Source organism: Photobacterium lutimaris, from assembly GCF_003025555.1.
In the GTDB taxonomy this organism is placed as follows: Bacteria; Pseudomonadota; Gammaproteobacteria; order Enterobacterales; family Vibrionaceae; genus Photobacterium; species Photobacterium lutimaris.
Genome location: NZ_PYMH01000006.1, coordinates 225,121 through 249,666 on the forward strand (window position 1 = coordinate 225,121; position 24,546 = coordinate 249,666).

Consider the following 24,546-nt stretch of genomic DNA (forward strand, 5'->3'; position numbering starts at 1 on the left):
CAAAACCGGTTTTTTGCATAATTTGCGACGAACTTAAACAAGTTTGTAACTTGTTGCGTCGTGACTAATAGCTCTGCTAAGGTGTCGACTTATAAAAGAAGAAGGAATGATTGTGGATTCAGTAACACAAGCGGCGCTGGGCGCGGCAGTCGCCGGTGCGGTGGCTGGCAGGAAGTGTACCCCAAAAGTCTTGTTGGCCGGAGCGGCACTGGGCTCGCTGCCCGATCTCGATGTATTGCTCAGCTACGGTGACCCAGTATCGGATATGGTGAAGCACCGTGGGTTCAGCCATTCATTGTTTGTGCTTATGCCATTCTCCCTCTTACTGGCTTGGCTGTGGCAGAAATGGCGGCCGACCTGTTTCAGTTTCGGTCATCTCTGGCTGCTGGTGACCGCTTGTTTGGTTACCCATCCGCTGCTTGACTCATTGACGGCATATGGGACTCAGCTGTTTTGGCCTATCAATATACCGATAGCTATTCCAAGCCTGTTTATTATTGACCCGCTTTACACTATTCCGTTGCTGGTGGTCTTGCTGGCTAGTCTGTTGTGGCGCGATCGTATGGCTAAATTATGTACGGTTGGATTAGCGGTATCATCGTTGTATATCGCTTGGTCATTAACCGCGATGAATATGATTGAGAGCAGAGTCGAGCAACAGTTAGCGGGTACTCCGTTAGCAGGGCAGCCAGTGTTTATCACCCCAACCCCATTCAATACTGTTCTCTGGCGAATCGTTGTTCAAGACGAGGAGAGTTACTTCGAAGGCTTATCCTCGGTAATTGATGGTGATACTGAGATCGATTTTTTGCAAAAGCCACTTGGCACTTGGCCTGCAGGGTTGGCTTCGGAGCATCAACAGATGCTTGAACATTTCACCGGTGGTTTTATCCGCTACGAACAACGCCAGTCAGCGTTGGTGGCATCGGACTTACGCTTAGGAATAGGTGAGCAGCTGGCCTTCCAGTTTGCCTTGGCAGACAACAGCAACGAATGGACAGCTATCGAACCTATACGGGTTGAAGGCGCAAAGGCGAGGTTGGCCCAGATCCCGAACTTATGGCTTCGCTTATTGGGCAGCCAAGATATTGATGCCAACTTATGCCACATATCTGAATGTCCGCAGGAAGCTGTGCCACTGGCCAGTCGATAGGATAACTCAGTACGTAATCGCTGAACTAAGTACCTTAACGTTACGATAAGTCATTGCCTATTCAGTGATTCTTCATGGTTTTAGTTGGTGAATGTAGCGTTCAGGTTAATAACCAGTTTGTCACTGGTACGATTTCTGTAGCTATTGTTCGCTTAGCGTACGGCGTTTATACGCTATTATTCACAGTTCAATTCACGAGAAGAAAAGAACTTGTAGAAATTGATAAGTATCAAATAGCTACAAGTTGCATACTGACATTATGCTCCCGATTTCATTTAAATGCCCTTGCGGGCTGAATTTCGATATAGGGAGATAGCGAATATGCTGTACTTGGAGTTTTTATTCCTCCTTCTCGTGCTCTACGCTGGTAGCCGCTTTGGTGGTATCGGTTTGGGTGTGGTATCTGGTCTTGGCTTGCTGATTGAAGTCTTTATTTTCAGGATGCCACCGACATCACCGCCAATCACGGTCATGTTGATCATTCTAGCGGTTGTCACCTGTGCATCTATTTTGGAAGCCGCAGGTGGGCTGAAATACATGCTGCAAGTTGCCGAACGTATTCTGCGAAGTAACCCAAAGCGAGTGACGTTCCTCGGTCCGTTAGTGACTTATACGATGACTTTTATGTTGGGTACCGGCCATGCGGTTTACTCTATCATGCCAATTATCGGTGATGTGGCATTAAAGAACGGGATCCGTCCTGAGCGTCCTATGGCTGCATCTTCCGTGGCTTCCCAGCTCGCGATTACTGCCAGCCCTATTTCAGCTGCTGTGGTGTACTACCTCGCCCAACTGTCAGGTGTTCAGGACAGTATCCACTTGTTGACCATTTTGATGGTCACCGTACCGTCCACGTTACTGGGTACCTTCCTGCTGTCACTGTATAGTTTACGCCGAGGTGCAGACTTGTCGGAAGATCTTGAATATCAGCGTCGTCTGCGTGATCCGCTATGGAAAGATAAAATTCTTCATACGACAGCCACTTCGCTGGATGAAAAATTGCCTAACTCGGCTAAGCACGCGGTACTGTTATTTATTTTGGCATTAGTGTCGATTGTCGTGGTCGCGATGGTGCCTGAAATCCGTACCATTGGTGACAGTGCCAAGGCGATCCCTATGTCGGTAATTATCCAGATGATGATGTTGGCATTCGGTGGCCTGATTTTGCTGGTGACTCGCACCAATGTACAAAAGGTCCCGGAAGGTGTGGTCTTTAAGTCAGGTATGGTTGCGGCGATCGCTATCTTCGGTATTGCCTGGATGAGTGATACGTACTTCCAGTATGCAATGCCATCATTTAAAACCGGTATTACTGAAATGGTACAGGATTACCCATGGACGTTCGCCTTGGCCTTGTTCATTGTATCTGTGGTGGTAAATAGCCAGGCGGCAACGGCGCGTATGATGTTACCTGTCGGTATGGCAATGGGCTTGAATCCTGCTTTACTGATTGGTTTGATGCCCGCTACCTACGGCTATTTCTTTATTCCTAACTACCCGTCAGATATCGCAACCTGTAATTTCGATGTCACCGGTACCACCAAAATTGGTAAATGGTACTTTAATCATAGCTTTATGGTTCCGGGGTTGATCGGGGTGGTTTCTGCTTGTGCTTTTGGTTACACCATCGCCCAAGTTATCGTTTAAAACAACTCGGCAAGAATAATTTCACTGAGCGATAAGCCAGCAACTTTGGTTGCTGGCTTTTTTGTCCCTTCAGGTTGCCCTGCATTATAACTGCTATGGTGGTTGGTATAAAAAATGTTCAATTAACGGTTTGTTTGAGTATATAATTGATTAAAAAGCATCTTCACTGGTTAAAGATTGATGGTTGTGATTAGCCGTGCGTGGTGGGTGAGAAAATACAGATAATTTGTGAGGTAGCAATTAACAGTTTAAAACGGGTGTTGACGTCAACTGACTTTGAGTCTCTCAGGGCTAAAATGCATACGAAAATCGTCAAAAAAGCAGAGGCTTATTACAAGAATAAGCTGGGCAAACCTAAGAAGCCGCAATCGCATCAAGAATAATTCCATATTAAAAAGGGAGTGAATCATCACTCCCTTTTTACATGCTAACGTAAGGCCACTTAGTCGTGTGAATTGCGATAGCCAGGCTCTTCTGCATCTTCATATGGCCAGTAGTGGTGACCGGCACGGATAATGAGCGTGGCTGCTGCCAGGATAAAGGCTGCGACTGACAGCCAGACAATATAGGCGCCGTCGAGTTCTTTCATTCCTAGCGTGATGTAGCGGGCAATGGCCATAATCGCAATGTAGATAGGGTAGCGAACCGGTATTTTACCATTGGTGACAAACTGCTGAACCATGGCCAGCACTTCGAGGTAAATAAACATCAGTAAAATATCAGTCAGTGCGATTTGACGGTTGGTATAGATGACAATGAACTCATTGATCATGGCAACCAAGGTTGCCAAGGTAATACCGACCAGCAAGATAGCTTCGAGAATATGGAAGAGCTTTAAGAATATCTCACTGAATTTTTTTGGTAAATGTGAAGGCATTAGTGTCCCTTGTAAGACTTGTAATTGGTCTTGAATTAAAGACCTGTTATGAGCCAAATATTGGCTTATTCTCACCAAGGGTCAAGTAAAAAATGTGACAAAGATCGAGACCGGAGAGTAGCCACAGCCGTTATTCGAGCGGCTACTTGGATAGATGATTGCTTCTCTGCGGCTTACCAGTCAACACCTTTACGGGCTTTTACACCACTTTCAAAAGCATGCTTAACATTGCGCACTTCGGAAACAGTATCAGCTATTTCAATAAGTTCCCGGTGTGCTCCTCGGCCGGTAACGATAACAGACTGGTTTTTTGGCCGGTTAGTGATAGCCTCAACCACCTCTTCAAGTTCGACATAGCCATAGGTCACCATATAGGTGAGTTCATCTAGAAGGACGACATCATAGCGATCACTTCCCAACATTTTTTTACATTCCGCCCACGTAGCTTGGGCTGCTGCGGTATCCGCTGCTTTATTTTGGGTTTCCCATGTGAAACCGGTGGCCATTACTGCAAAATCGACATTGTGCTGCTCAAGGAGCGCACGCTCGCCGCAATCCCATGTACCTTTGATGAACTGGCCGACACCGCATTGTTGACCGTGGCCGACAGCACGTGCAATAGTGCCGAACCCTGAGGTGGATTTCCCCTTGCCATTGCCGGTAATGAGCAGGAATAGCCCTTTTTCTTCTTGCGCCGATGCAACACGCGCATCAATTTCATCTTTGACTTTTTGCTGGCGTGCTTTGTAGCGGCTGTCTTTCTGGGTTTGATCTACCATGATGATCCTTATTTATTATTGTGGGGCTACCATTGCCAAAATAATGAGATACCCAACCACCTCGGCAAGTTGCTGGCATGCGCCAAGGCAATCTCCAGTATAGCCCCCCAATTGATGGGTAAACCAGCGCCCGCAGGCATAGCGAACCAGTAGCAGGGCGATGGTGAGCAATAGTGCCATTGGCAGTGGTAATAACAGTAATATAAACAAACTGGTAATAATTAAAACCCACAAATCCTGTTGGCTTTGCTGGTTGGCCAGTGGTTTGACTTTGCTGTCCTCATCAAGGCGAACGTAGGGGTAGCTGAAGATGAGGCTTGCTGCGGCAGCACGGCTCAAGCCATGGAGGCAAAAAAGTGCCATCGCGGCCAACGACGGCGAGATCTCAGCCAAGGCGCTAAGGCTTGACCATTTGATAGCAAGTACAACAAATAGTGCTGCGGCCCCATAGGTACCTAACCGGGAGTCCTTCATGATCTCGAGTTTTTGCTCGGGTTGCCAGCCGCCGCCAAAACCATCAAACACATCGGCCAAACCGTCTTCATGGAAAGCACCTGTCAGCAGCAGGCTTGATGCCATAGCGATGATCACAGCGACAGAAACCGGCAATACGAGCTGTGATAGCCAAAAACTCGCGGCGCTTACTAGACCGACAACTAACCCGATCAAGGCAAAATAGCGGTTAGCTTTGTTTAATAGCTCTGGAGAATAAGGTGTATCGGCAGGGATGGGAATACGGGTAAAGAAGGCGAGTGCGATTAGGCATATCTGCACCTGCTGTTTAATCGCCTGAGAATGGAATGTCATGGTGAGCGACCTTGCAGTAAGAGTCTGAAAAGATTTACGTTACTTCAACTTGTGAAGATATACCAGTGATTGCTTGAATCTTCGTTGGTTGATAGCCGAGCTTTGAATTGTCACGCAGCGGGCGGGATTACGATTCGCAAAAGGTGTGCAGGAACATGTTCATGAAATGATATGCTACGAGCAAATTCAGCAATACAAGCTGATTAAGGAGTGATAATGACACAACGGATTTTAGTGGTATGCATGGGCAATATCTGCCGTTCGCCAACGGCTGAGGCTGTTCTGCGCGCTAAAGTGGTCGAGCGTAAACTTGATATTGAGGTGGATTCGGCTGGAACCATAGGTTTTCATCAAGGTGAACAGCCGGATCACCGCGCCAGAGCCGCTGGCGAGGCTCGCGGGTATTGCTTCGATGGGATCCGTGCTAGACAAATCACCGAAGGGGATTTCGAGGCCTTTGATCTCATATTGGCAGCTGATAACGATAACCTGCGTGACTTGAAGCGTGCTTGTCCGGCTCATTTGCATCGTAAGCTGGCACTGTTTCTGGAATATGGTCGGCCAGATGTCGTGGAAATCCCTGATCCTTACTATGGTGGCCAGCGTGGCTTCGATTATGTACTTGATTTAGTCGAGGATGCCTCTGAGGGATTACTGGATAGGCTATAAATGCCGTGACTGCCTCTATAAAAAACGCCCGTATCTATTTAAATAGATGCGGGCGTTTTATGTCTTATGCTAATTGAGCACGTGGTTAATACAGCAGATTAACCCAGGGTATCGGTTGCGACTTTGTAGGTCGGGTCTTCCATCATGTTAACCTCAACCAAGTTACCCGCTTTCTTAAGCAGAGAGCGGCACTCAGGGCTCAAGTGACGGATATGCAGGGTCTTGCCTTGGGTCGCGTAACGTTCAGCGATGGTATCAATGGCTTCGATCGCAGAGTGGTCAGCGACGCGTGACTTGGCAAAATCAATGATCACATCAGCAGGATCGTTCTTAGCGTCAAACAGTTCCAGGAAGTTTGCCACCGAGCCGAAGAATAGCGGACCGTCAAGCGCGTAGACTTTTGAGCCGTTGTCATCGAGGTAACTGGAGGCATAGATATGCTTGGCATGTTTCCAGGCAAAGACTAGCGCAGAGTAAATCACGCCGACGATAACCGCCAGGGCAAGGTCGAATGCAACCGTGACACCGGTAACCAGAATGATGGCAAAGAAATCGTGTTTTGGTACTTTGCGCGCCATTTTGAAGCTTGCCCACTCGAACGTGCCGATCACGACCATGAACATCACACCAACCAGTGCTGCTAGCGGGATGACTTCAATCAGTGACGAGCCGAACAGGATGAACAGCAGCAGGCCGACAGCACCGGTGATGCCTGATAGGCGCCCACGGCCACCGGAATTGATGTTAATCATTGATTGGCCGATCATCGCACAGCCACCCATAGCGCCGAATACCGAACAGGTGACGTTTGCCACACCTTGGCCCACACATTCGCGGTTACCTTGACCACGGGTACCCGTCATTTCATCAATAACAGTCAGCGTCAGTAGCGATTCAATCAGGCCAACCGCTGCCAGAATCAAAGAGTATGGCAGGATGATACGCAGGGTCTCCATGTTGAAACCCACTTCAGGAATCGCGAACGTTGGTAGCGAGCCTGCTAGCGTCGCGTTGACATCACCGCTCATGGTGCGAACGAAATCAATGACGGTACGGGTATCGAGGCCAAGACCGTGCACCAGTACTGTTACCGTGATAATCGCTACTAGCGAAGATGGTACCGCTTTGGTCAGCTTCGGCAGGAAGTGGATAATGAACATGGTTAGGGCAACAAGACCCAGCATGATGTAGAGCTGAGTACCTTGCATCCACTGTAGCGCGCCCGAAGCATCTGGCACCTTGAACTGGCCTAGTTGCGCCAGGAAGATAACGATAGCTAAGCCGTTAACAAAACCAATCATTACCGGGTGCGGTACCATGCGAATAAACTTACCGAGCTTGAATACACCGGCAAGGATCTGCAAGACACCGGCAAGCATGACAGCGGCAAATAGGTATTGGATACCGTGTTCGGCAACTAGGCTGACCATAACAACAGCCATTGCGCCGGTAGCACCAGAAATCATTCCCGGACGCCCTCCAAGCACGGCAGTGACCAAACCGACGATGAAGGCTGCGTACAAGCCAACCATTGGGTCAACACCTGCTACGAAGGCAAAGGCAACCGCTTCAGGTATTAGGGCAAGGGCAACAGTTAGCCCCGAAAGAACGTCATTCTTGACGGATTGTCTCGAAAATTGTGGGAATTCAAACATGCTTATAGGTTTGTTCTGACTATGGTGGTTGATTGGAGCCGCTAGGCGACTAAGGCGCTACAAAGTCGCGGATCCTACAGAAATCTGTGATTCAGTTCAACTTTCAAGCTGGATTATTCATCGCGCTTGTTACTTAGTGTAAGAAAGTTTGATGTCAGTGATGTTATTAGTGAAAAATAGAAGCAGTTGCAAAGGAATGCAGCCTCAAGGGCTGAATGGAAGGCAAAAAAAAAGCCATGCAATTATGCATGGCTTTTTTGTTAGATTGCAAGCGTTAACTTACTCAGCGGTTGGCATCGTTGATTTTGCCCCTGCTGTCGCGTGGTTGGTTGCCGTCTGGCTACCGGCCTGGCGAGCAGCAAAGCGTGCGTCGCGAAGTGGTGCAATAGCAACCACAGTCGGCTCAGCGGCTTCTGCTGGAGCTGGCGCTTTAGCCATCGCAGCTGTTGCATGCAGTCCTTTCGGAGACGTTGCACAAACCTGAGCTGTAGCTTCAACGTTAGAAACAACTGTTTCCGCGCGAGTTATAACAGCTTCTGGCGCTTTGGTTTCAGTCTCTTCCACTGGTGCTTCAGGCTTAGTAACCTCAACAGCGGGTGCTGCTTCAGTCGCTTCAACTTCAGCTGGTTGTTGAGTCTGCATACCCAGCATTGCAGCTTGAGCAGCAGCAATCGCCGCGGCTACGTCTGATTCTGCAGATTGTGTCTCAGCAGCAACAGGCGTTTCAACAACTGTCTCTTCAACTTCAGCAACTGTTTCAACAACTGGCGCTTCAACAACTGGCGTTTCAACAACTGGCGTTTCAACAACAGGCGCTTGCTCAGTTGTTTCCTCTGCAACATCAGCGCGTAGCGGGAAGGCTTTGCCCATTGCTAGCTCTGGCATTGCAACACCACCCAATACTGGAGCGGTTTCAGCGGTTGTTTGCTCAGCAACAACAGCTGGTGCTTCAGTTTCAGTTGCTTCAACAACGTCTGCTGATGGCGCGTCAAGTGAGGCAACGGCTGGCTTGCTTGCAGAAGGCCATACTTTACCCATTGCCATTTCAGGCGATGCGACACCGCTTTTTAGGCGGACAATGGCTTTAGGCTTCTCGACGATAGAAACAACATTTTCGATATCGTTAAGTGTATCTGTTGCTTCTACAACGGCATGACCGACAGCGTCTGTTACCATTTTATCCATGTCTTCACCTTTCTCTGGGCGAGTGTCACGGATACGACGGCGGCGCTGACCGCTTGCACGAAGGTGGCGTGGAGAGCGACGGTTACGGCGTTGGCCTTCTTGCTCACCGTTTTTCTCATTACCATTCTCAGTAACGGCCTTTGCTTCATGAGCCATGGCAGTACCAAGCTCTTGTAGCTCAGACTTTGCAACTGGTGCTTCAGTTTCTGCTGGTTGAGTCATTGTCTCAACGGCTTTCACTTCAACATTATCAGTAATGCGCACTTTCTTACGCATGTCACGACGCTGGCGACGCTGTTTCACCTTAGCCGTTTTTTCCTGATCCTGACGCTGCTCTTCAACAACCGGCTTCTCTGCTTTGACTTTTGGTTCCTGATCGTGCTCGTGACGAGGCTTTTGAGCCTGGGCATCATCACGGTCACGACGCTGACGTTTCTGATCTTTGTCTTTACGTTGCTGCTGGGTTGGCTTCTCAGCGTTTTGCTCCGGCTTGTCTTTTGCTTTTTCATTGCGACGACGAGCTTGGCGCTGTTCACGCTGTTCAGCAACCTGCTGCTGCTTGTTGCTGTCAGTCTCTTGACGATCCTGACGACCACGGCGATTATCTTTGCCACCACGACGGTTATCTTGCTGGCGATCACCACGACGGCCTTCCTGACGTTCACCTCGACGGTTGTCTTGGTTACGGCGGTTGTCCTTGCGGTCACGATGGTTACGCTTGTTAGCTTCTTTCTTCTCTTTAGGTTGCTCTTCCTGCTCAGGACCTGAGAAGAAGCTTGCAATCGCAGAGAAGATACGGCTGATGAAACCTGGTTTTTCTTCAACAGCTTTAGCTGGTGCCGCCGCTTTCTTAGCCGGCTGAGGCTTGGCTTTCGATGTCGCAGGCGCTTGCGTCGGTGCGCTGAAGCCTTGCAGAACAGGTTCTTCACGTTTCTTCGTTGCACGCTCTTGCGGTGCAGAAGACTCAGACGCTTCCGCCTCACGCAATGCTTCCAGTGCGCTTGGTAGGTTATAGGACAGCGCATCATGCTCATCGCCAGAACGGACACGGACCACTTCGAAATGCGGTGTTTCCATGCTGGCGTTTGGTACGATGATCGCACGTACATTGTGAGATTTCTCAATGTACTGTACAGAACGACGTTTCTCGTTGAGCAAGTAAGAGGCAATCGCCACCGGCACGATTGCCAACACCTGAGAGGTGTTGTCTTTCAGCGCTTCTTCTTCAATAAGACGAAGGATTGAAAGTGACAGTGATTCGCTATCACGAATGACACCTGTACCCGTACAGCGAGGACACACATGGTGGCTGGCTTCAGCTAGTGATGGGCTTAGACGCTGGCGCGACATTTCCAATAGACCAAAGCGAGAAATTCGACCGATTTGAACGCGTGCACGGTCCATGCGGACGGCTTCGCGTAGTCGGTTTTCAACTTCACGCTGGTGGCGAACGGGTGTCATATCGATGAAATCGATAACCACGAGACCGCCAAGGTCACGCAGGCGAAGCTGGCGTGCGATTTCGTCAGCGGCTTCAAGGTTGGTCTGTAGTGCTGTTTCTTCGATATCACCACCCTTGGTTGCACGGGCAGAGTTGATATCAATAGACGTCAGTGCTTCAGTCGGGTCGATAACAATAGAACCACCAGAAGGCAGACGAACTTCGCGCTGGAATGCTGACTCAATCTGGTTTTCGATCTGGTAATGGTTGAACAGCGGTGTTTCACTGTTTTCGTAGAGTTTTACCCGTGACAGGAAGTCTGGACGAACCTGTTGGATATGATCGCGGGCACGGTCAAAGATTTTTTTGCTGTCGATAACGATTTCACCGATGTCACGGCGAAGGTAGTCACGAATAGCTCGGGCGATGACGTTACTTTCCTGGTGGATAAGGAAAGGCGCAGCAGCCGAGTCAGCAGCGTCTTTTACACGCTCCCAGTGGCTAAGTAGGTAGTTAAGATCGTATTCCAGATCTTCAGCTGATTTACCAACACCGGCAGTACGTACAATTAGGCCCATGCCCTGAGGCAATTCCAGCGTGCTAAGTGCCGCTTTTAGCTGTGTACGTTCTTCACCCTCGATACGACGGGAAATACCGCCAGCTCGTGGGTTGTTCGGCATCAGTACCAGGTAGCTACCTGCTAGAGAGATGAAAGTCGTAAGGGCGGCGCCTTTGTTGCCTCGCTCTTCTTTATCAACCTGAACTATGACTTCCTGACCTTCTTTCAGCACTTCCTTAATATTAGGTCGGCCTTGGTAAGAGTAGTCAGAAGGGAAATAGTCACGGGCGATTTCTTTAAGAGGGAGGAAACCGTGGCGTTCAGCACCATAGTCAACGAACGCTGCTTCCAGACTTGGTTCGATGCGTGTGATGCGTCCTTTGTAGATATTTGCTTTTTTAGATTCGTGGCCAGGACTTTCGATATCAAGATCGAACAGCTTCTGCCCGTCAACTAATGCGACGCGCAACTCTTCCTTCTGAGTTGCGTTAATCAACATTCTTTTCATTATATTGTACTCGTTTTTTTTCATGTGCTAGTGCACTTAGTTACGTGTCTTTACTGGTGGTGCCGGACCCCAAGTCTGATCTTAAATGCAACCTCACGGCTGGAATTCAGGGGTGCTATGTGGCAACACGTATCATCCAACTGTACCAAGATGTTTAGATCTGAAAATGCACAGCTGGTTCACCGATGGTTACGGCGGTATCTGTCACACCAGTAATTTTTTCGTTGCTAAAGGACACTAAAAAAACACTCCGAAGAATGAAACGTCTTACGCCACATGCTGCGTTTTTCATCAGAGCGGTATATATAGTCATCAATCGGGTGTTATTCTGTTCACCCTGTCGGCAAAGTAGGCAAATTTTCCTACCTGTGCACGCCAATGATAGCAGGGTGACTTTTTTGCGGCAATCTGCTTTGCATGCATGTTAGAATGAAACCCATGAAAGATGATAAACCAAAAGTGCACTTCATCGAAATATCTGATGACTTTGCAGGCCAGCGGATCGATAACTTTCTCCGTGCACGGCTAAAAAATGTACCAAAAAGTATGATTTACCGCATTTTGCGTAAAGGCGAAGTGCGAGTGAACAAAAAACGTATAAAACCAGAATACAAATTGCAGGACGGTGACCTGGTTCGGGTTCCTCCGGTAAAGATACCGGAAAAAGAAGACCAAGCACCGATCAGCACCAAGTTGGATAAAGTGGCAGAGCTTGAAGCGTGCATTATCTATGAAGATGACCACATGCTGATCCTCAACAAGCCATCCGGTACGGCAGTACACGGCGGCAGTGGCCTGAAGTTCGGTGCAATCGAAGCGTTGCGTGCATTGCGCCCCGATGCTCGCTTCCTCGAACTGGTACACCGCATCGACCGCGATACGTCAGGCATTCTGCTTGTGGCAAAAAAACGTTCTGCGCTGCGCAAGCTACAGGAGCAGTTCCGCAATAAGACGGTGCAGAAGTACTACTTTGCCTTGGTGATGGGGGAGTGGAAGGCGAGCTGCAAGAAAGTGACCGCCCCGCTTCTGAAGAATGAGGTGAACAGTATCGTACGGGTCAACCCTAATGGTAAGCCGTGTGATACCCGTTTCAAGGTACTTGAGCGCCTCGACCAGGCGACATTGGTGCAGGCCAGTCCGGTAACGGGCCGTACCCACCAAATTCGTGTGCACTGCCAATATACCGGCCACCCGATTGCATGGGATGACCGCTATGGCGATCCGCGCTTTGATGCGTTTACCAAAAAGGTAGGTTTGAACCGGTTGTTCCTGCACGCGGCGAACATCAAGTTTACCCACCCGCAAAGCGAAGAGTTGATGGATATCAGTGCGCCGATGGAGCACAAGTTGCAGCAGGCAGTCGAGAAGCTGAGGCGTAAACCACTGTAATAAAGCAGCGGCTTTTTATAGCGTCTATTCGGTACAGACAAACGGCAGGACTTCCTGCCGTTTTTTTGCGTTTACAATACGCTGATGCCTTGCTTGGCGAGCATCTCTCGCAGCGCAATCAGTGGCAAGCCGACAAGGGTATTAGGATCGCGACCTTCGAGACGCTCAAACAGGGCGATACCTAGTCCTTCACACATGAAACTGCCAGCGCAGTTGAGCGGCTGCTCGCGTTCAACATAATGGCGGATCTCAGTATCAGTGAGCTGGCGGAAGTGGACATGGAAGGGTTCGCAAATCACCTCGCTCTCGCCGGTTTTGGCGTTGTGTAGACACAGGCCGGTATAAAAGGTGATGGTTTTACCACTGGCTGCCTTTAGTTGGCGACAGGCATTCTCAACAGTATGGGGTTTGCCGATGATAGCGCCATCAATTACACAGACCTGATCGGAGCCGACAATGAGGTGCTCGCTGTGCTCACCGGCACATGCCATGGCTTTGGACTGGGCTAAGCGGGTGACGAGCTGCTGTGCTTGTTCGCCGGGGAGCGGTGTTTCATCGGTATCGGGTTTGGCTGTCGTAAAAGGAAGGCCGAGTTTTTGCAATAGCGATTGACGAAAAGGGGAGGTTGAAGCCAAGAGTAAAGGTTGGCGCATGACTATTACCGGGTTAATGCTAGGTTGTGGTAGTCTACGCACCTTGCTTTGCGATGGCTACGTTATAATGGTAGGTGAAGCAGGTCTATCGGTTGGGTTTTCGCCAGTTTTTGTGTGTTATTTGAGCTGATATTAACTGCCGTACAAGTTATTGGTGGATAGGCAGATAACAGACAAAATGGTGGAAGTGGCAGTGCTGCAGTGCTTGTATCTGACACTGAGTATACGAATTGGCTAAATGCTGTTAATTCACGCACATTTCCTTTGACTCAAACTGATTACAAGGCTAATATTCGCGCCCTATGCAAAAGGTAAAATTGCCGCTTACGGTTGACCCGGTTCGCGCTGCTCAAAAAAAACTCGACTATGATGGCATCATCAAAGCCGAACTACTTGAGCGTTTGAGCGAGTCAACGCAGAGCGTAACACGTGATGCAAACGTCACCTTGTCATTTGACTTGGACCAGCGTCGAATCGCATTTATGCGCGGTAGCGCAGATGTTGAAGTGATGCTGACTTGTCAGAGATGTCAGGAAGGATTCAAACACGAATATCGTGTTGAGTTCTGTTACAGTCCGCTCCTCAAACCAGAGGCAGCTGACGATTTACCGGAAGCTTATGAGCCGGCTGATGTCGACGAAAACGGTGAGATCAATCTGGTTCAAATCGTCGAAGACGAATTGATTCTGGAGTTACCTCAAGTCGCTATGCATGAGGAAGCTGACTGTAAAGCCAGCGGAAACATGACTTTTGGTGAGATCCCCGTTGCTGATGAGCGTCCGAATCCGTTTGCAGTATTGAAAAATCTAAGTAAGTAATTTAACAGGAGTAGGGTTAATGGCCGTACAAAAGAGCAAAAAATCACGTGCAGCACGTGGCATGCGTCGTTCACACGATGCACTAACAACTGCAGCTGTATCTGTAGATTCTGCAAGTGGTGAAACTCACCTACGTCACCACATGACAGCTGACGGTTTCTACCGTGGCCGTAAGGTTATCAACAAGTAAGGTTGAGCCTTGAGTGGTCTAACCGTTGCACTTGATGCAATGGGTGGGGATTTCGGTCCTCAAGTAACAGTGCCTGCCTCCGTGCAGGCACTGTTGCAATTCCCTGAGCTCAAAGTCATATTATTTGGTGATCAAAGTGCGATCACTACCCAACTATCCCTCCTGAATCAAACGAATCACTCTCGTCTTCGCATTGTCCATTGCGAGCACGTCATCGCAAACGATACCCGTCCTTCTCAGGCTTTACGCCGGAGTCAGGGATCATCCATGCGTGCAGCACTGGAAGCCGTTTCCGAAGGTACAGCCGATGCTTGTGTTAGCGCCGGTAATACCGGAGCCTTAATGGCTTTGTCTCGTTATATCCTCAAGCAATTACCCGGCGTGGATCGTCCCGCACTGGTTTCTGCTATTCCAACTCAGAACGAGACCAAAACCTGGCTGCTAGACTTAGGGGCTAATGTATCATGCGATGCCGATACCCTGTTCCAGTTTGCCGTGATGGGAGCGGTATTGGCTGAACAGGGCCATGTAACGCCACCACGGGTTGCCTTGCTCAATATCGGTGAAGAGGAGATCAAAGGTAACGATCTCGTTAAGCGCTGTGCTGAAATGCTAGCTGAGTCACCGGATATCAACTACATCGGTTATATCGAAGGTGATCAACTTTACAGTGGTAAGGCGGATGTCATTGTCTGTGATGGCTTTGTAGGCAATGTGAGCCTTAAAACCAGTGAAGGGGTAGCCAATCTGTTTATTGGTGCGATTAAAGGTGCTATTTACGGCAATCCACTGAAGCGATTGATTGCTAGATGGCTGTTTAGTGACCTATTTAACAGCCTGAAACAGTTGAACCCCGACCAGTATAACGGCGCGAGTCTGTTAGGATTGCGCGGTATTGTGGTGAAAAGCCACGGAAGTGCTGATACAACCGCCTTTACTAATGCGATTGGTGAAGCGGTACACGAGGTCAAACGGCAAATACCGACAAAAATCAGTGACCGTTTGGAAGAAGTCTTACTCGAGAGGCATTATTAGTCTTCATGTATAGCAAAATTTTAGGTACTGGCAGCTATCTGCCGGAGCAAGTACGTTCTAATGCCGACTTAGAACAACTGGTTGAAACCAACGATGAGTGGATTGTCGCTCGTACCGGTATTCGAGAGCGTCGCATTGCCGCCGAAGACGAAACTGTCGCGGTAATGGGGTATCAGGCTTCATTGAATGCTATTGAGATGGCAGGCATTGATAAAGATGATATCGACCTGATTATTGTCGCGACGACCAGTGCGAGCCACGCGTTCCCATCGGCGGCTTGTCAGGTTCAGGGCATGCTGGATATCAAAGGCTGCCCGGCTTTTGATATTGCTGCAGCTTGCTCTGGTTTCGTCTATGCGTTGAGTGTTGCCGATCAACATATCAAAACCGGCATGGCAAAAAATGTCCTGGTGATTGGTGCTGATGCGCTATCGCACCGCTGTGATCCCAACGATCGTTCGACGATCATCTTGTTTGGTGATGCTGCTGGTGCTGTTGTTATCGGTGCTAGCGAAGAGCCGGGTATTATCTCGACCCACCTTCACGCGGACGGTCATTTCGGTGGGCTTTTAAGTCTGGGTGTGCCTGAGCATGGTCAAGACTTCAGCGATGACAAATGGCTGTACATGGCAGGTAACGAAGTGTTCAAGGTAGCGGTAACGCAACTGTCTAACTTGGTTAAAAACACCCTGGCTGCCAACAACATGGATAAGTCCGAATTGGATTGGCTCGTGCCGCACCAAGCTAACCTGCGTATTATCAAAGCGACAGCGAAGAAGCTGTCGATGTCGATGGATCAGGTTGTTGTCACCCTTGACCGCCACGGTAATACCTCGGCGGCAACCGTGCCAACGGCGCTGGACGAAGCAGTGCGTGATGGCCGTATTCAGCGTGGTCAGACATTGCTGCTCGAAGCCTTCGGTGGTGGTTTCACCTGGGGTTCGGCGCTGGTGAAGTTCTAAGCACCTTCTTTATATTTAGTTTGGGTGGGGTGGCGGGACCATCTCATCCGATTTAGCAAAACTGAGTGTTCAGTTACATAGAATAAGGATTCTCGAATGTCTAAGTTCGCGATTGTATTTCCGGGCCAAGGCTCTCAAACCGTAGGTATGCTGGCTGAATTGGCTGAGCAGTACGATGTGGTTAAGCAAACTTTTGCTGAGGCATCTGAAGTATTAGGGTATGACCTGTGGGCATTGGTACAAAACGGCCCAGCTGAAGACCTGAACCAAACGCACCGCACTCAGCCTGCGCTTTTGACATCATCAGTCGCTATCTGGCGTGTTTGGCAGGAAGTTGGCGGTGCTCAGCCTGAAGTTGTGGCAGGCCACAGCCTAGGTGAGTACTCCGCACTAGTATGTGCCGGTGTTATCGATTTCAAAGACGCGGTTAAACTGGTTGAACTGCGTGGTCAGCTGATGCAAGCAGCGGTACCAGCAGGTGTTGGCGCAATGTCTGCCATTATCGGTTTGGACAACGACGCGATTGCCAAAGCATGTGCTGAAGCCGCGCAAGATCAGGTGTGCTCACCGGTCAACTTCAACTCACCAGGCCAAGTTGTTATCGCTGGTAACAAAGAAGCGGTTGAGCGTGCGAATGTGCTTTGTAAAGAAGCGGGCGCCAAGCGTGCAATGCCATTGCCTGTGTCTGTGCCTTCACACTGTGCACTGATGCAGCCTGCTGCTGATAAACTGGCAGAAGCGCTGGAGAACATTACTTTCTCAGCGCCGGCACTGCCTGTTATCAACAATGCTGATGTGGCGACTGAGACGGATCCTGGCGCGATCAAGAATGCGCTGGTTAAGCAGTTGCACAGCCCTGTACGCTGGACTGAGTCTGTTGAGCGTATGGCCGCTGAAGGTATCGAATCTCTGCTTGAGTTTGGCCCTGGTAAAGTATTGACTGGCCTAACAAAACGAATTAATCGTTCAGTGAGCAGCGCAGCGGTAAACGATATCGCTAGCCTTGACGCTGCCAAGTAACCCATTTCATCAAAGAGGATTAACAATGAGCCTGGAAGGAAAAATTGCGCTGGTAACTGGTGCAAGCCGTGGTATCGGCCGTGCTATCGCCGAGATTCTGGTTGAACGTGGTGCAAAAGTTATTGGTACTGCAACCTCTGAGAGCGGCGCAGAAGCGATCAGCGCTTATCTGGGTGACAATGGTAAAGGCCTGGCGCTGAATGTCACGTCGCCGGAATCGATCGAAGCTGTGCTTAAGCAGATCAAAGAAGAGTTCGGTGATGTTGATATTTTGGTCAACAACGCAGGTATTACCCGTGATAACTTGTTAATGCGTATGAAAGATGACGAATGGCAGGACATCATGGACACTAACCTGACGTCTATCTTCCGTCTGTCGAAAGCGGTATTGCGCGCGATGATGAAAAAACGTCATGGCCGTATTATCAGCATCGGCTCGGTTGTGGGTACCATGGGTAACGCCGGCCAGACTAACTATGCAGCCGCTAAAGCGGGCCTGATTGGCTTTACCAAGTCGATGGCACGTGAAGTGGCTTCCCGTGGTATCACAGTGAACGCTGTGGCTCCGGGGTTCATTGAAACGGACATGACCAAGGCGCTGACAGACGATCAGCGCGCCGCGACACTGTCTGGTGTGCCAGCTGGCCGTCTTGGCGATCCACGTGAAATTGCCGCTGCTGTGGCTTTCCTAGCCTCTGACGATGCTGGTTACGTAACCGGTGAAACATTGCACGTCAATGGCGGCATGTACATGATTTAATCAAAAAAGTTGCATAACTTGATGATGCAAGTCAAACTCAACTAGTTTTCACTGAAAATCGTGGTTTGACCAGCATCTTGAGTATTGCAACTTTTGCAGTATTGAATAAACTACAGCAAATCGCATTAGCGAATTCTTGTTTTAAGGAAATAGATTAATGAGCAACATCGAAGAACGCGTAAAAAAAATCATCATTGAGCAACTTGGTGTGGACGAAGCTGAAGTTAAGAACGAAGCATCTTTCGTTGACGATCTAGGCGCTGACTCTCTAGATACAGTTGAACTAGTAATGGCTCTTGAAGAAGAATTCGACACTGAGATTCCAGACGAAGAAGCTGAAAAAATTACTACAGTACAAGCTGCAATCGACTACGTTGTTGGCGCTTCTGAGTAATTAAAGAACTCCCCCCAGGCGGTCACCATGACCGCCTGACTTTTTCTTATGAAATCTGTTTTATCCTCAATTCCCGGAGAAATAAATCGTGTCTAAGCGTCGCGTAGTTGTTACTGGCATGGGTATGCTATCACCGGTAGGTAATTCTGTTGAATCATCTTGGAAAGCACTTCTAGCCGGTACTAGCGGTATCAGCACTATTGAACATTTTGATGCTAGTGCATTCGCTACTCGTTTTGCTGGTATGGTCAAAGACTTCAACTGTGAAGAATACATGACGAAGAAAGATGCCCGTAAAATGGATTTGTTCATCCAATACGGCATTGCAGCAGGCGTGCAAGCATTAAAAGACTCTGGCATTGAAGTAACTGAAGAAAATGCAGCCCGAGTGGGTGTTGCTATCGGTTCTGGTATTGGTGGTCTTGGCTTGATTGAAGCTAACCATCAATCTTTGATGGAAAAGGGCCCGCGTAAAATCAGCCCATTCTTTGTTCCATCCACAATTGTAAATATGATTGCTGGCCACCTGTCGATCATGCACGGTCTACGTGGTCCAAACATCGCAATCTCTACCGCGTGTACAACTGGCCTTCATAACATTGGTCATGCTGCACGTATGATCGCATACGGTGATGCCGATGCGATGCTAGCAGGTGGTGCAGAGAAAGCATCGACACCGCTAGGTATGGGCGGCTTTGCGGCTGCCAAAGCACTTTCTACCCGTAACGATGATCCACAGGGTGCATCTCGCCCATGGGACAAAGACCGTGACGGTTTCGTACTTGGCGATGGCGCCGGTATGATGATGCTTGAAGAATACGAGCACGCAAAAGCACGTGGTGCGAAAATCTATGCTGAGCTTGTTGGTTTTGGCATGAGTGGCGATGCTTACCACATGACATCACCAAGTGCTGACGGATCTGGTGGTGCGTTGGCAATGGAAGCATGTATCCGTGATGCGGGGATCAATGCTGATAAGATTGGCTACATTAATGCCCACGGTACCTCAACACCTGCGGGTGACGTTGCTGAAACCCTTGGTATCAAGCGCGCGATGGGTGCCGCTGCTGAGAAAGTCATGGTGTCTTCGACGAAGTCTATGACGGGTCACCTACTGGGTGCTGCTGGCTCTGTTGAAGCAATCATCACGGCAATGACGCTCGTTGATCAGGTTGTTCCGCCAACAATCAACCTTGAAAACCCTGATGAAGGCTGTGATCTGGACTATGTTCCAGGTGAAGCGCGTCAGGCGAATCTTGAGTACGCACTGTGTAACTCGTTCGGTTTCGGTGGTACAAACGGCTCATTGCTGTTCAAGAAAATCTAACGATAACCTGTTATCATAGAGCGGCCCGGTGTTATGCACCGGGCCGTTTTTTTATCTTTCTTTTGAAAATATCGAGCAGGAAGCAAGATGATCCTGATCAACGGAAAACCTGACAGTCAGATAGCGGTGACCGATAGGGCGATGCAATATGGCGATGGTTGTTTTACGACTATGCTAGTAGAAAGTGGTGAGATCCGGCTTTGGCCTTTTCACCTGGAACGGTTAAAGGAAACGCTCTCGCTGTTGGATATTGCCCCACCGAACTGGGATGAGTTAGTGGCAACCGTCAATGATCTTGCTGAAAATTATCCAGTTAAAGGGGGGCTCAAGGTGCTGATCAGCCGCGGAAGTGGTGGCAGAGGGTACAGTGCTTCTGGCTGTGATAAAACGCAGGTAATTGTGTCGGCGTTTCCATGGCCCGCTCATTATCGGCAGTGGCAGCAAGACGGTATTGCGCTGGGCGTTTGCCAGCAACGCTTGTCGCATTCGCCAATGTTGGCCGGACACAAGCATCTTAACCGCCTTGAGCAAGTGCTGCTCAAGCGGGAAGCCGAGCAGCACCAGTGGTTGGATGCCGTGGTACTGGATGTGGCTGGCAATGTGGTGGAATCCATTGCCTCGAATATTTTTTGGCGAAGAGGCAACACATTATATACCCCGAACCTGAAACTGTCCGGGGTAAAGGGGGTGATGCGGCGGCATATATTACAGTTGGTAACCGAACTGGATTATTGTTTAGAAATTGTCAATTCGCCGCTCGATAGCTTGCTTTGTGCTGATGAAGTCTTTATTACTAATGCCCTCATGGCGTTAGTGCCAGTAAATGAAATCAATGGAATAATATTCACTCAGCGGACCTTGCTGGGTGAGCTGAACAAGAGGTTGTATTCGTGCTAAAGAAATTGGCGATTGCTGTAATTTTGCTAGGTCTGGTGGCTGCCGGTGGACTGGGTTGGTCGTATCAGCAAGTGAAATCATCGCTTGATAGGCAAGTGGAAAGCCAACAAGAAGTCTTATTGACGGTCAGAGCCGGTACATCATACCGCGGATTGCTCAATCAGTTGGCCAGACAAGACATCATGGCAGAGTCACCATGGACGCGCTGGATCCCGAGGCTAGAACCACAGTTGGCAAACCTGAAGTCAGGTACGTATCAAATTACCCCAGCAATGACACTAAAAGACGTGTTGGTGCTGGTTGCTTCTGGCCGTGAACACCAATTTGCCATCACTTTGGTTGAAGGTGAACGTTTTGTTGATTGGCTAGCTCAACTGCAGCAGGCCCCGCATGTGACTCATGCAGCCGAAGGGATGAATGAAGCCGATATCGCTAAGGCGCTGGGTGCTGATGTCGAAAAGCTTGAAGGCTTTTTATTGCCAGAAACGTACCATTACACGGCGGGTACCTCTGATCTTGAGCTTCTTCGCCGAGCGTACCGTGACATGCAGAGCTTGTTGGGTGTTGCCTGGGACGAGCGCGATACAGAAGTCCCACTGAAGAATGCTTATGAAGTGCTGATCATGGCGTCGATCATCGAGAAAGAAACCGCGGTTGATGATGAGCGAGGACTAGTGTCTTCGGTGTTTATGAATCGCCTGCATAAGGGGATGCGTTTACAGACCGACCCAACCGTGATCTACGGGATGGGGGATAAATATGAAGGCCGGATCCGCAAACGCGATCTGCAAACGCCAACCCCCTACAACACCTATACCATTTTCGGTTTGCCGCCAACACCGATTGCGATGCCGAGTAAGGCATCTGTTCTAGCTGCCGTAAATCCGGATGATAGTACCTATTACTACTTTGTGGCTGATGGCAAAGGTGGCCATAAATTCTCGAGAACGTTAACAGAACATAACCGTGCTGTGCGTGAATATTTAAGAATACTAAGACAACAATAATGACTGGTAAATTTATCGTAATTGAAGGGCTGGAAGGCGCAGGGAAAAGTACTGCCATTCAGCAAGTGACCCAAGTACTGGCCGAGCAGGGTATCGAAGAGTTTACCTCGACCCGCGAACCGGGTGGTACGCCGCTGGCCGAGCAAATGCGTGCCTTGGTTAAGGAAGGTCACCCTGACGAACCGTTGACTGACATGGCTGAGTTGTTACTGCTTTATGCCGCTCGCTCGCAACTGGTGGAAAATGTCATTAAGCCCGCCTTGAGCCAAGGTCAATGGGTGGTTGGTGACCGCCATGATATGTCTTCCCAAGCCTACCAAGGTGGTGGCCGTGGGTTTGACCGTACCGTTATGGAGCGCCTTCGCGATACGGTACTGGGTGACTTCCGCCCTGATTTTACCCTTTATATGGACATTGACCCAGTGCTGGGTCTTGAGCGCGCCCGCGGTAGAGGTGAGCTGGATCGTATCGAAAAAATGAACATCGATTTTTTCCACCGTGCCCGTGCCCGTTTCTTGGAGTTGTCCGAAGCTGATCCGAGTGTTGTCATTATCGATGCCAGCCAGTCGCTGGAAGCCGTCACGGCTGATATTCGTGCAGCGGTTAAACACTGGCTGGAGCAGCTTTAACATGCTTTATCCGTGGCAGCAAAAGGTATGGCAAGGCTGGCAACAGTTGTTGGCTCAGGGGCGGATGCATCACGCAGTTCTACTTGTCGCACCGCATGGGAGCGGGCGTGAAGCATTAGCAAGGCATCTATCCAAAACTGTATTGTGCCGGAACGGGGCAGCAGCGATGGGCGGCGAGCCTTGTGGCATTTGCCATGGCTGCAAGCTGTTTGAAGCGGGTACTCACCCTGATTTTCACCTTATTGCACCAGCCCAAGAAGGTAAGCAGATCGGGGTTGATGCCGTAAGACAATGTAACCGCTGGGCTGTTGAAACCTCACAACTCGGTGGTGAGCGAATTATCTTGATTGATGGTGCGGATGCCATGGGGGAGGCAGCGGCAAATGCGTTGCTGAAAACCTTGGAAGAGCCACCGTCTGGCTGTCAATTTATCCTATTGGCTTCGTCACTGGATAACTTGTTGCCGACTATCAATAGTCGATGTAACAAATGGCGCTTGGCGATGCCGCAAGAGCAGGAAACAAAACGCTGGGTGGAAAAGCAGCTGATGCAAAGTATCAAGCTGGAAACCGTCAGGCTCAATGGCTCGGCACCGATTGCGACCCAGCAGTTTATTGAGCAGGGTCAAGATATCCGTTACGCAAAATTATTGGCGTCCTTTGCTGAATTTTTGCGCCCGCCCTTTTTCGGTTTGTATGATGTTGCAGGGCTATGTACCAAAGAAGGCCACCACAGCCTGAAATGGCTGAGCTACTTCCTTGTCGATTGCATGAAGTGGCAGCAGGGCGTGACGTCGCACTTGGTCCACAGTGAGTCACTGCCTTTGGTTGAGCAGGCTGCCGGGGTAATGACACCCATGATCTTGCTTGAGCAAACTAGGCAGGCCAACAACCTCTACCAGAAATTGGAACGCCATCCGGGGCTGAATACAGAGCTCTTGATTGTAGATTGGCTGACAGGCTTCATGAACCACCCATAGTGCCTCAATGTAAGAGGTATCGTTAATGTATAGAATACTGAGGAAAGAAACGTGCTAGTTGATTCGCATTGTCACCTGGATAAATTGGATTACGAGCAACTTCATACAGGGATTGATGATGTGTTGGCCAAGGCAAAAGCCCGAGGCATTGATTACTGCCTGTCGGTAGGCGTGACGCTGAAAAGCTTCCCAGCCATGATGGAGATGATTGCGCCGTACGACAACGTATTTGCATCATGCGGTGTCCATCCGCTGGATATTGAAGAAGGCTTCGATTTCGATAAGCTCAAAGAGTTTGCCCAGCATGAGCGTGTCGTCGCTATAGGTGAGACCGGCCTTGACTACCACTATCAACCGGAGCTTGCTGAGCAGCAAAAAGAAATTTTCCGTCAACATGTGCGCTTGGCGGTTGAACTCAATAAGCCTCTTATTATTCATACCCGTATGGCGCGTGAAGATACCTTACAGATCTTACGTGAAGAAGGTGCTGAAAAGTGCGGTGGCGTGCTGCACTGCTTTACTGAGAGTCTAGAAATGGCTCAGGCGGCCATTGAGTTGGGTTTCTATATCTCTATCTCAGGTATTGTTACTTTCAACAAAGCCTCCGAGCTTAAGCATGTGGTTAGCCAGTTGCCACTAGAGCGCCTGTTGGTTGAAACGGATTCACCATACCTAGCTCCCATTCCTTACCGTGGTAAGCAAAATCAGCCTGCTTATGTGCGTGAAGTTGCTGAACATGTCGGCTTGCTAAAAGGTATCTCGGTAGAAGAAGTCGAACGGGTTACCACCAATAACTTCTTTACTCTTTTTTCGCAGGCGAAACAAAGGTAGGGATAAAAAAGGAGCCTAGGCTCCTTTTTTTTATACTTTATGTTTCTTATCTATTCTATTCTCAAAAAATATCAACAAAACCTGCAAATAACCCCGAAAAACACTAATTAAAATTGATAATTAGCTTTGTAACGTAAAGTAACACAGCTTACATTACTGAAAGATAATTACAGTTTGTTGTAGGTGTTGTTTTTGGGAGTATTGTTGTTTTATTTCAGTTATTTATATTTATTTAGTGTGTTTAGTAGTCGAAATTTCAACTGTGATCTATATTGAGTTTTGAAATTATATTTCATGACGTATTGGTAATTTTGACGACCATCAAGTTATATTTAACACCACATTTTATACTTAACCCGTATTAAAAATGACGGT

At 49.0% G+C, this 24,546-nt stretch carries 23 protein-coding genes; 17 read left to right on the top strand and 6 right to left on the bottom strand.

Annotation, left to right across the window (positions count from 1 at the left end):
- Positions 1-112 precede the first annotated feature (112 nt).
- Complete coding sequence (locus tag C9I99_RS14245) at positions 113-1,153, top strand: metal-dependent hydrolase (protein WP_107349640.1); 1,041 nt, start codon at positions 113-115, stop codon at positions 1,151-1,153.
- 321 nt (positions 1,154-1,474) lie between these two features.
- Positions 1,475-2,800 carry an anaerobic C4-dicarboxylate transporter gene (locus tag C9I99_RS14250; RefSeq protein ID WP_107349549.1) on the top strand — a complete coding sequence of 442 codons (1,326 nt, stop codon included), beginning with the start codon at positions 1,475-1,477 and terminating at the stop codon, positions 2,798-2,800.
- Positions 2,801-3,242: 442 nt separating this feature from the next.
- Here C9I99_RS14250 and C9I99_RS14260 read toward each other — a convergent pair whose 3' ends face one another.
- From C9I99_RS14260 to C9I99_RS14270, 3 genes are all read right to left on the bottom strand, one after another.
- Positions 3,243-3,677, bottom strand: coding sequence for a phosphate-starvation-inducible protein PsiE (locus C9I99_RS14260; RefSeq protein WP_107349551.1), 435 nt, complete (start codon positions 3,675-3,677; stop codon positions 3,243-3,245).
- A gap of 173 nt (positions 3,678-3,850) precedes the next feature.
- The gene (gene cobO, locus C9I99_RS14265) at positions 3,851-4,456 is read right to left on the bottom strand and encodes a cob(I)yrinic acid a,c-diamide adenosyltransferase (protein ID WP_107349552.1); all 606 of its coding nucleotides are present in this window, start codon (positions 4,454-4,456) and stop codon (positions 3,851-3,853) included.
- Positions 4,457-4,471: 15 nt separating this feature from the next.
- Positions 4,472-5,263: an adenosylcobinamide-GDP ribazoletransferase gene (locus C9I99_RS14270; protein ID WP_107349553.1), complete on the bottom strand. Its 792-nt coding sequence runs from the start codon at positions 5,261-5,263 to the stop codon at positions 4,472-4,474.
- Positions 5,264-5,479: 216 nt separating this feature from the next.
- Here C9I99_RS14270 and C9I99_RS14275 point away from each other — a divergent pair, with 216 nt between their 5' ends.
- Positions 5,480-5,932, top strand: a complete 453-nt coding sequence (locus C9I99_RS14275) for a low molecular weight protein-tyrosine-phosphatase (protein WP_107349554.1) — start codon at positions 5,480-5,482, stop codon at positions 5,930-5,932.
- A gap of 98 nt (positions 5,933-6,030) precedes the next feature.
- On the opposite strand, the gene C9I99_RS14280 is transcribed toward C9I99_RS14275, so the two are convergent.
- Positions 6,031-7,587 (bottom strand): SulP family inorganic anion transporter, encoded by a 1,557-nt coding sequence (locus tag C9I99_RS14280; RefSeq protein ID WP_107349555.1) that lies wholly within the window; start codon positions 7,585-7,587, stop codon positions 6,031-6,033.
- Positions 7,588-7,866: 279 nt separating this feature from the next.
- On the bottom strand, positions 7,867-11,280 hold the full coding sequence (gene rne / locus C9I99_RS14285; protein ID WP_107349641.1) for a ribonuclease E: 3,414 nt from the start codon (positions 11,278-11,280) through the stop codon (positions 7,867-7,869).
- 438 nt (positions 11,281-11,718) lie between these two features.
- On the opposite strand from rne, the gene rluC reads away from it, so the two are divergent.
- Positions 11,719-12,669 (top strand): 23S rRNA pseudouridine(955/2504/2580) synthase RluC, encoded by a 951-nt coding sequence (gene rluC / locus C9I99_RS14290; RefSeq protein ID WP_107349556.1) that lies wholly within the window; start codon positions 11,719-11,721, stop codon positions 12,667-12,669.
- Between the two features lie 71 nt (positions 12,670-12,740).
- Here the strand turns inward: rluC and C9I99_RS14295 are convergent, their stop codons facing one another.
- Complete coding sequence (locus C9I99_RS14295; protein ID WP_107349557.1) at positions 12,741-13,322, bottom strand: Maf family protein; 582 nt, start codon at positions 13,320-13,322, stop codon at positions 12,741-12,743.
- Positions 13,323-13,624: 302 nt separating this feature from the next.
- Here C9I99_RS14295 and yceD point away from each other — a divergent pair, with 302 nt between their 5' ends.
- The 13 genes from yceD (at position 13,625) to C9I99_RS14360 (ending at position 24,171) form a co-directional block, all read left to right on the top strand.
- Positions 13,625-14,140 carry a 23S rRNA accumulation protein YceD gene (gene yceD, locus C9I99_RS14300; RefSeq protein WP_107349558.1) on the top strand — a complete coding sequence of 172 codons (516 nt, stop codon included), beginning with the start codon at positions 13,625-13,627 and terminating at the stop codon, positions 14,138-14,140.
- 19 nt (positions 14,141-14,159) lie between these two features.
- The gene (rpmF, locus tag C9I99_RS14305) at positions 14,160-14,330 is read left to right on the top strand and encodes a 50S ribosomal protein L32 (protein ID WP_107349559.1); all 171 of its coding nucleotides are present in this window, start codon (positions 14,160-14,162) and stop codon (positions 14,328-14,330) included.
- A 9-nt stretch (positions 14,331-14,339) separates the two neighbouring features.
- Positions 14,340-15,365 (top strand): phosphate acyltransferase PlsX, encoded by a 1,026-nt coding sequence (gene plsX / locus C9I99_RS14310; RefSeq protein WP_107349560.1) that lies wholly within the window; start codon positions 14,340-14,342, stop codon positions 15,363-15,365.
- A gap of 5 nt (positions 15,366-15,370) precedes the next feature.
- Positions 15,371-16,327, top strand: coding sequence for a beta-ketoacyl-ACP synthase III (locus C9I99_RS14315; protein WP_107349561.1), 957 nt, complete (start codon positions 15,371-15,373; stop codon positions 16,325-16,327).
- A 96-nt stretch (positions 16,328-16,423) separates the two neighbouring features.
- The gene (fabD, locus tag C9I99_RS14320) at positions 16,424-17,347 is read left to right on the top strand and encodes an ACP S-malonyltransferase (protein ID WP_107349562.1); all 924 of its coding nucleotides are present in this window, start codon (positions 16,424-16,426) and stop codon (positions 17,345-17,347) included.
- A gap of 25 nt (positions 17,348-17,372) precedes the next feature.
- Positions 17,373-18,107 carry a 3-oxoacyl-ACP reductase FabG gene (gene fabG / locus C9I99_RS14325; RefSeq protein ID WP_107349563.1) on the top strand — a complete coding sequence of 245 codons (735 nt, stop codon included), beginning with the start codon at positions 17,373-17,375 and terminating at the stop codon, positions 18,105-18,107.
- A 157-nt stretch (positions 18,108-18,264) separates the two neighbouring features.
- The gene (acpP, locus tag C9I99_RS14330; RefSeq protein ID WP_016961388.1) at positions 18,265-18,501 is read left to right on the top strand and encodes an acyl carrier protein; all 237 of its coding nucleotides are present in this window, start codon (positions 18,265-18,267) and stop codon (positions 18,499-18,501) included.
- Positions 18,502-18,589: 88 nt separating this feature from the next.
- The gene (fabF, locus tag C9I99_RS14335; RefSeq protein WP_107349564.1) at positions 18,590-19,828 is read left to right on the top strand and encodes a beta-ketoacyl-ACP synthase II; all 1,239 of its coding nucleotides are present in this window, start codon (positions 18,590-18,592) and stop codon (positions 19,826-19,828) included.
- A gap of 87 nt (positions 19,829-19,915) precedes the next feature.
- Positions 19,916-20,725: an aminodeoxychorismate lyase gene (gene pabC / locus C9I99_RS14340; protein WP_107349565.1), complete on the top strand. Its 810-nt coding sequence runs from the start codon at positions 19,916-19,918 to the stop codon at positions 20,723-20,725.
- On the top strand, positions 20,719-21,732 hold the full coding sequence (mltG, locus tag C9I99_RS14345; protein WP_107349566.1) for an endolytic transglycosylase MltG: 1,014 nt from the start codon (positions 20,719-20,721) through the stop codon (positions 21,730-21,732). The genes pabC and mltG overlap by 7 nt, the downstream gene beginning before the upstream one ends.
- A complete protein-coding gene (tmk, locus tag C9I99_RS14350) occupies positions 21,732-22,361 on the top strand; it encodes a dTMP kinase (RefSeq protein WP_107349567.1) in 630 nt (209 codons plus the stop codon). The genes mltG and tmk overlap by 1 nt, the downstream gene beginning before the upstream one ends.
- Position 22,362: 1 nt before the next feature.
- Positions 22,363-23,340, top strand: coding sequence for a DNA polymerase III subunit delta' (gene holB / locus C9I99_RS14355; RefSeq protein ID WP_107349568.1), 978 nt, complete (start codon positions 22,363-22,365; stop codon positions 23,338-23,340).
- 51 nt (positions 23,341-23,391) lie between these two features.
- Complete coding sequence (locus tag C9I99_RS14360) at positions 23,392-24,171, top strand: TatD family hydrolase (RefSeq protein ID WP_107349569.1); 780 nt, start codon at positions 23,392-23,394, stop codon at positions 24,169-24,171.
- Positions 24,172-24,546 lie beyond the last annotated feature (375 nt).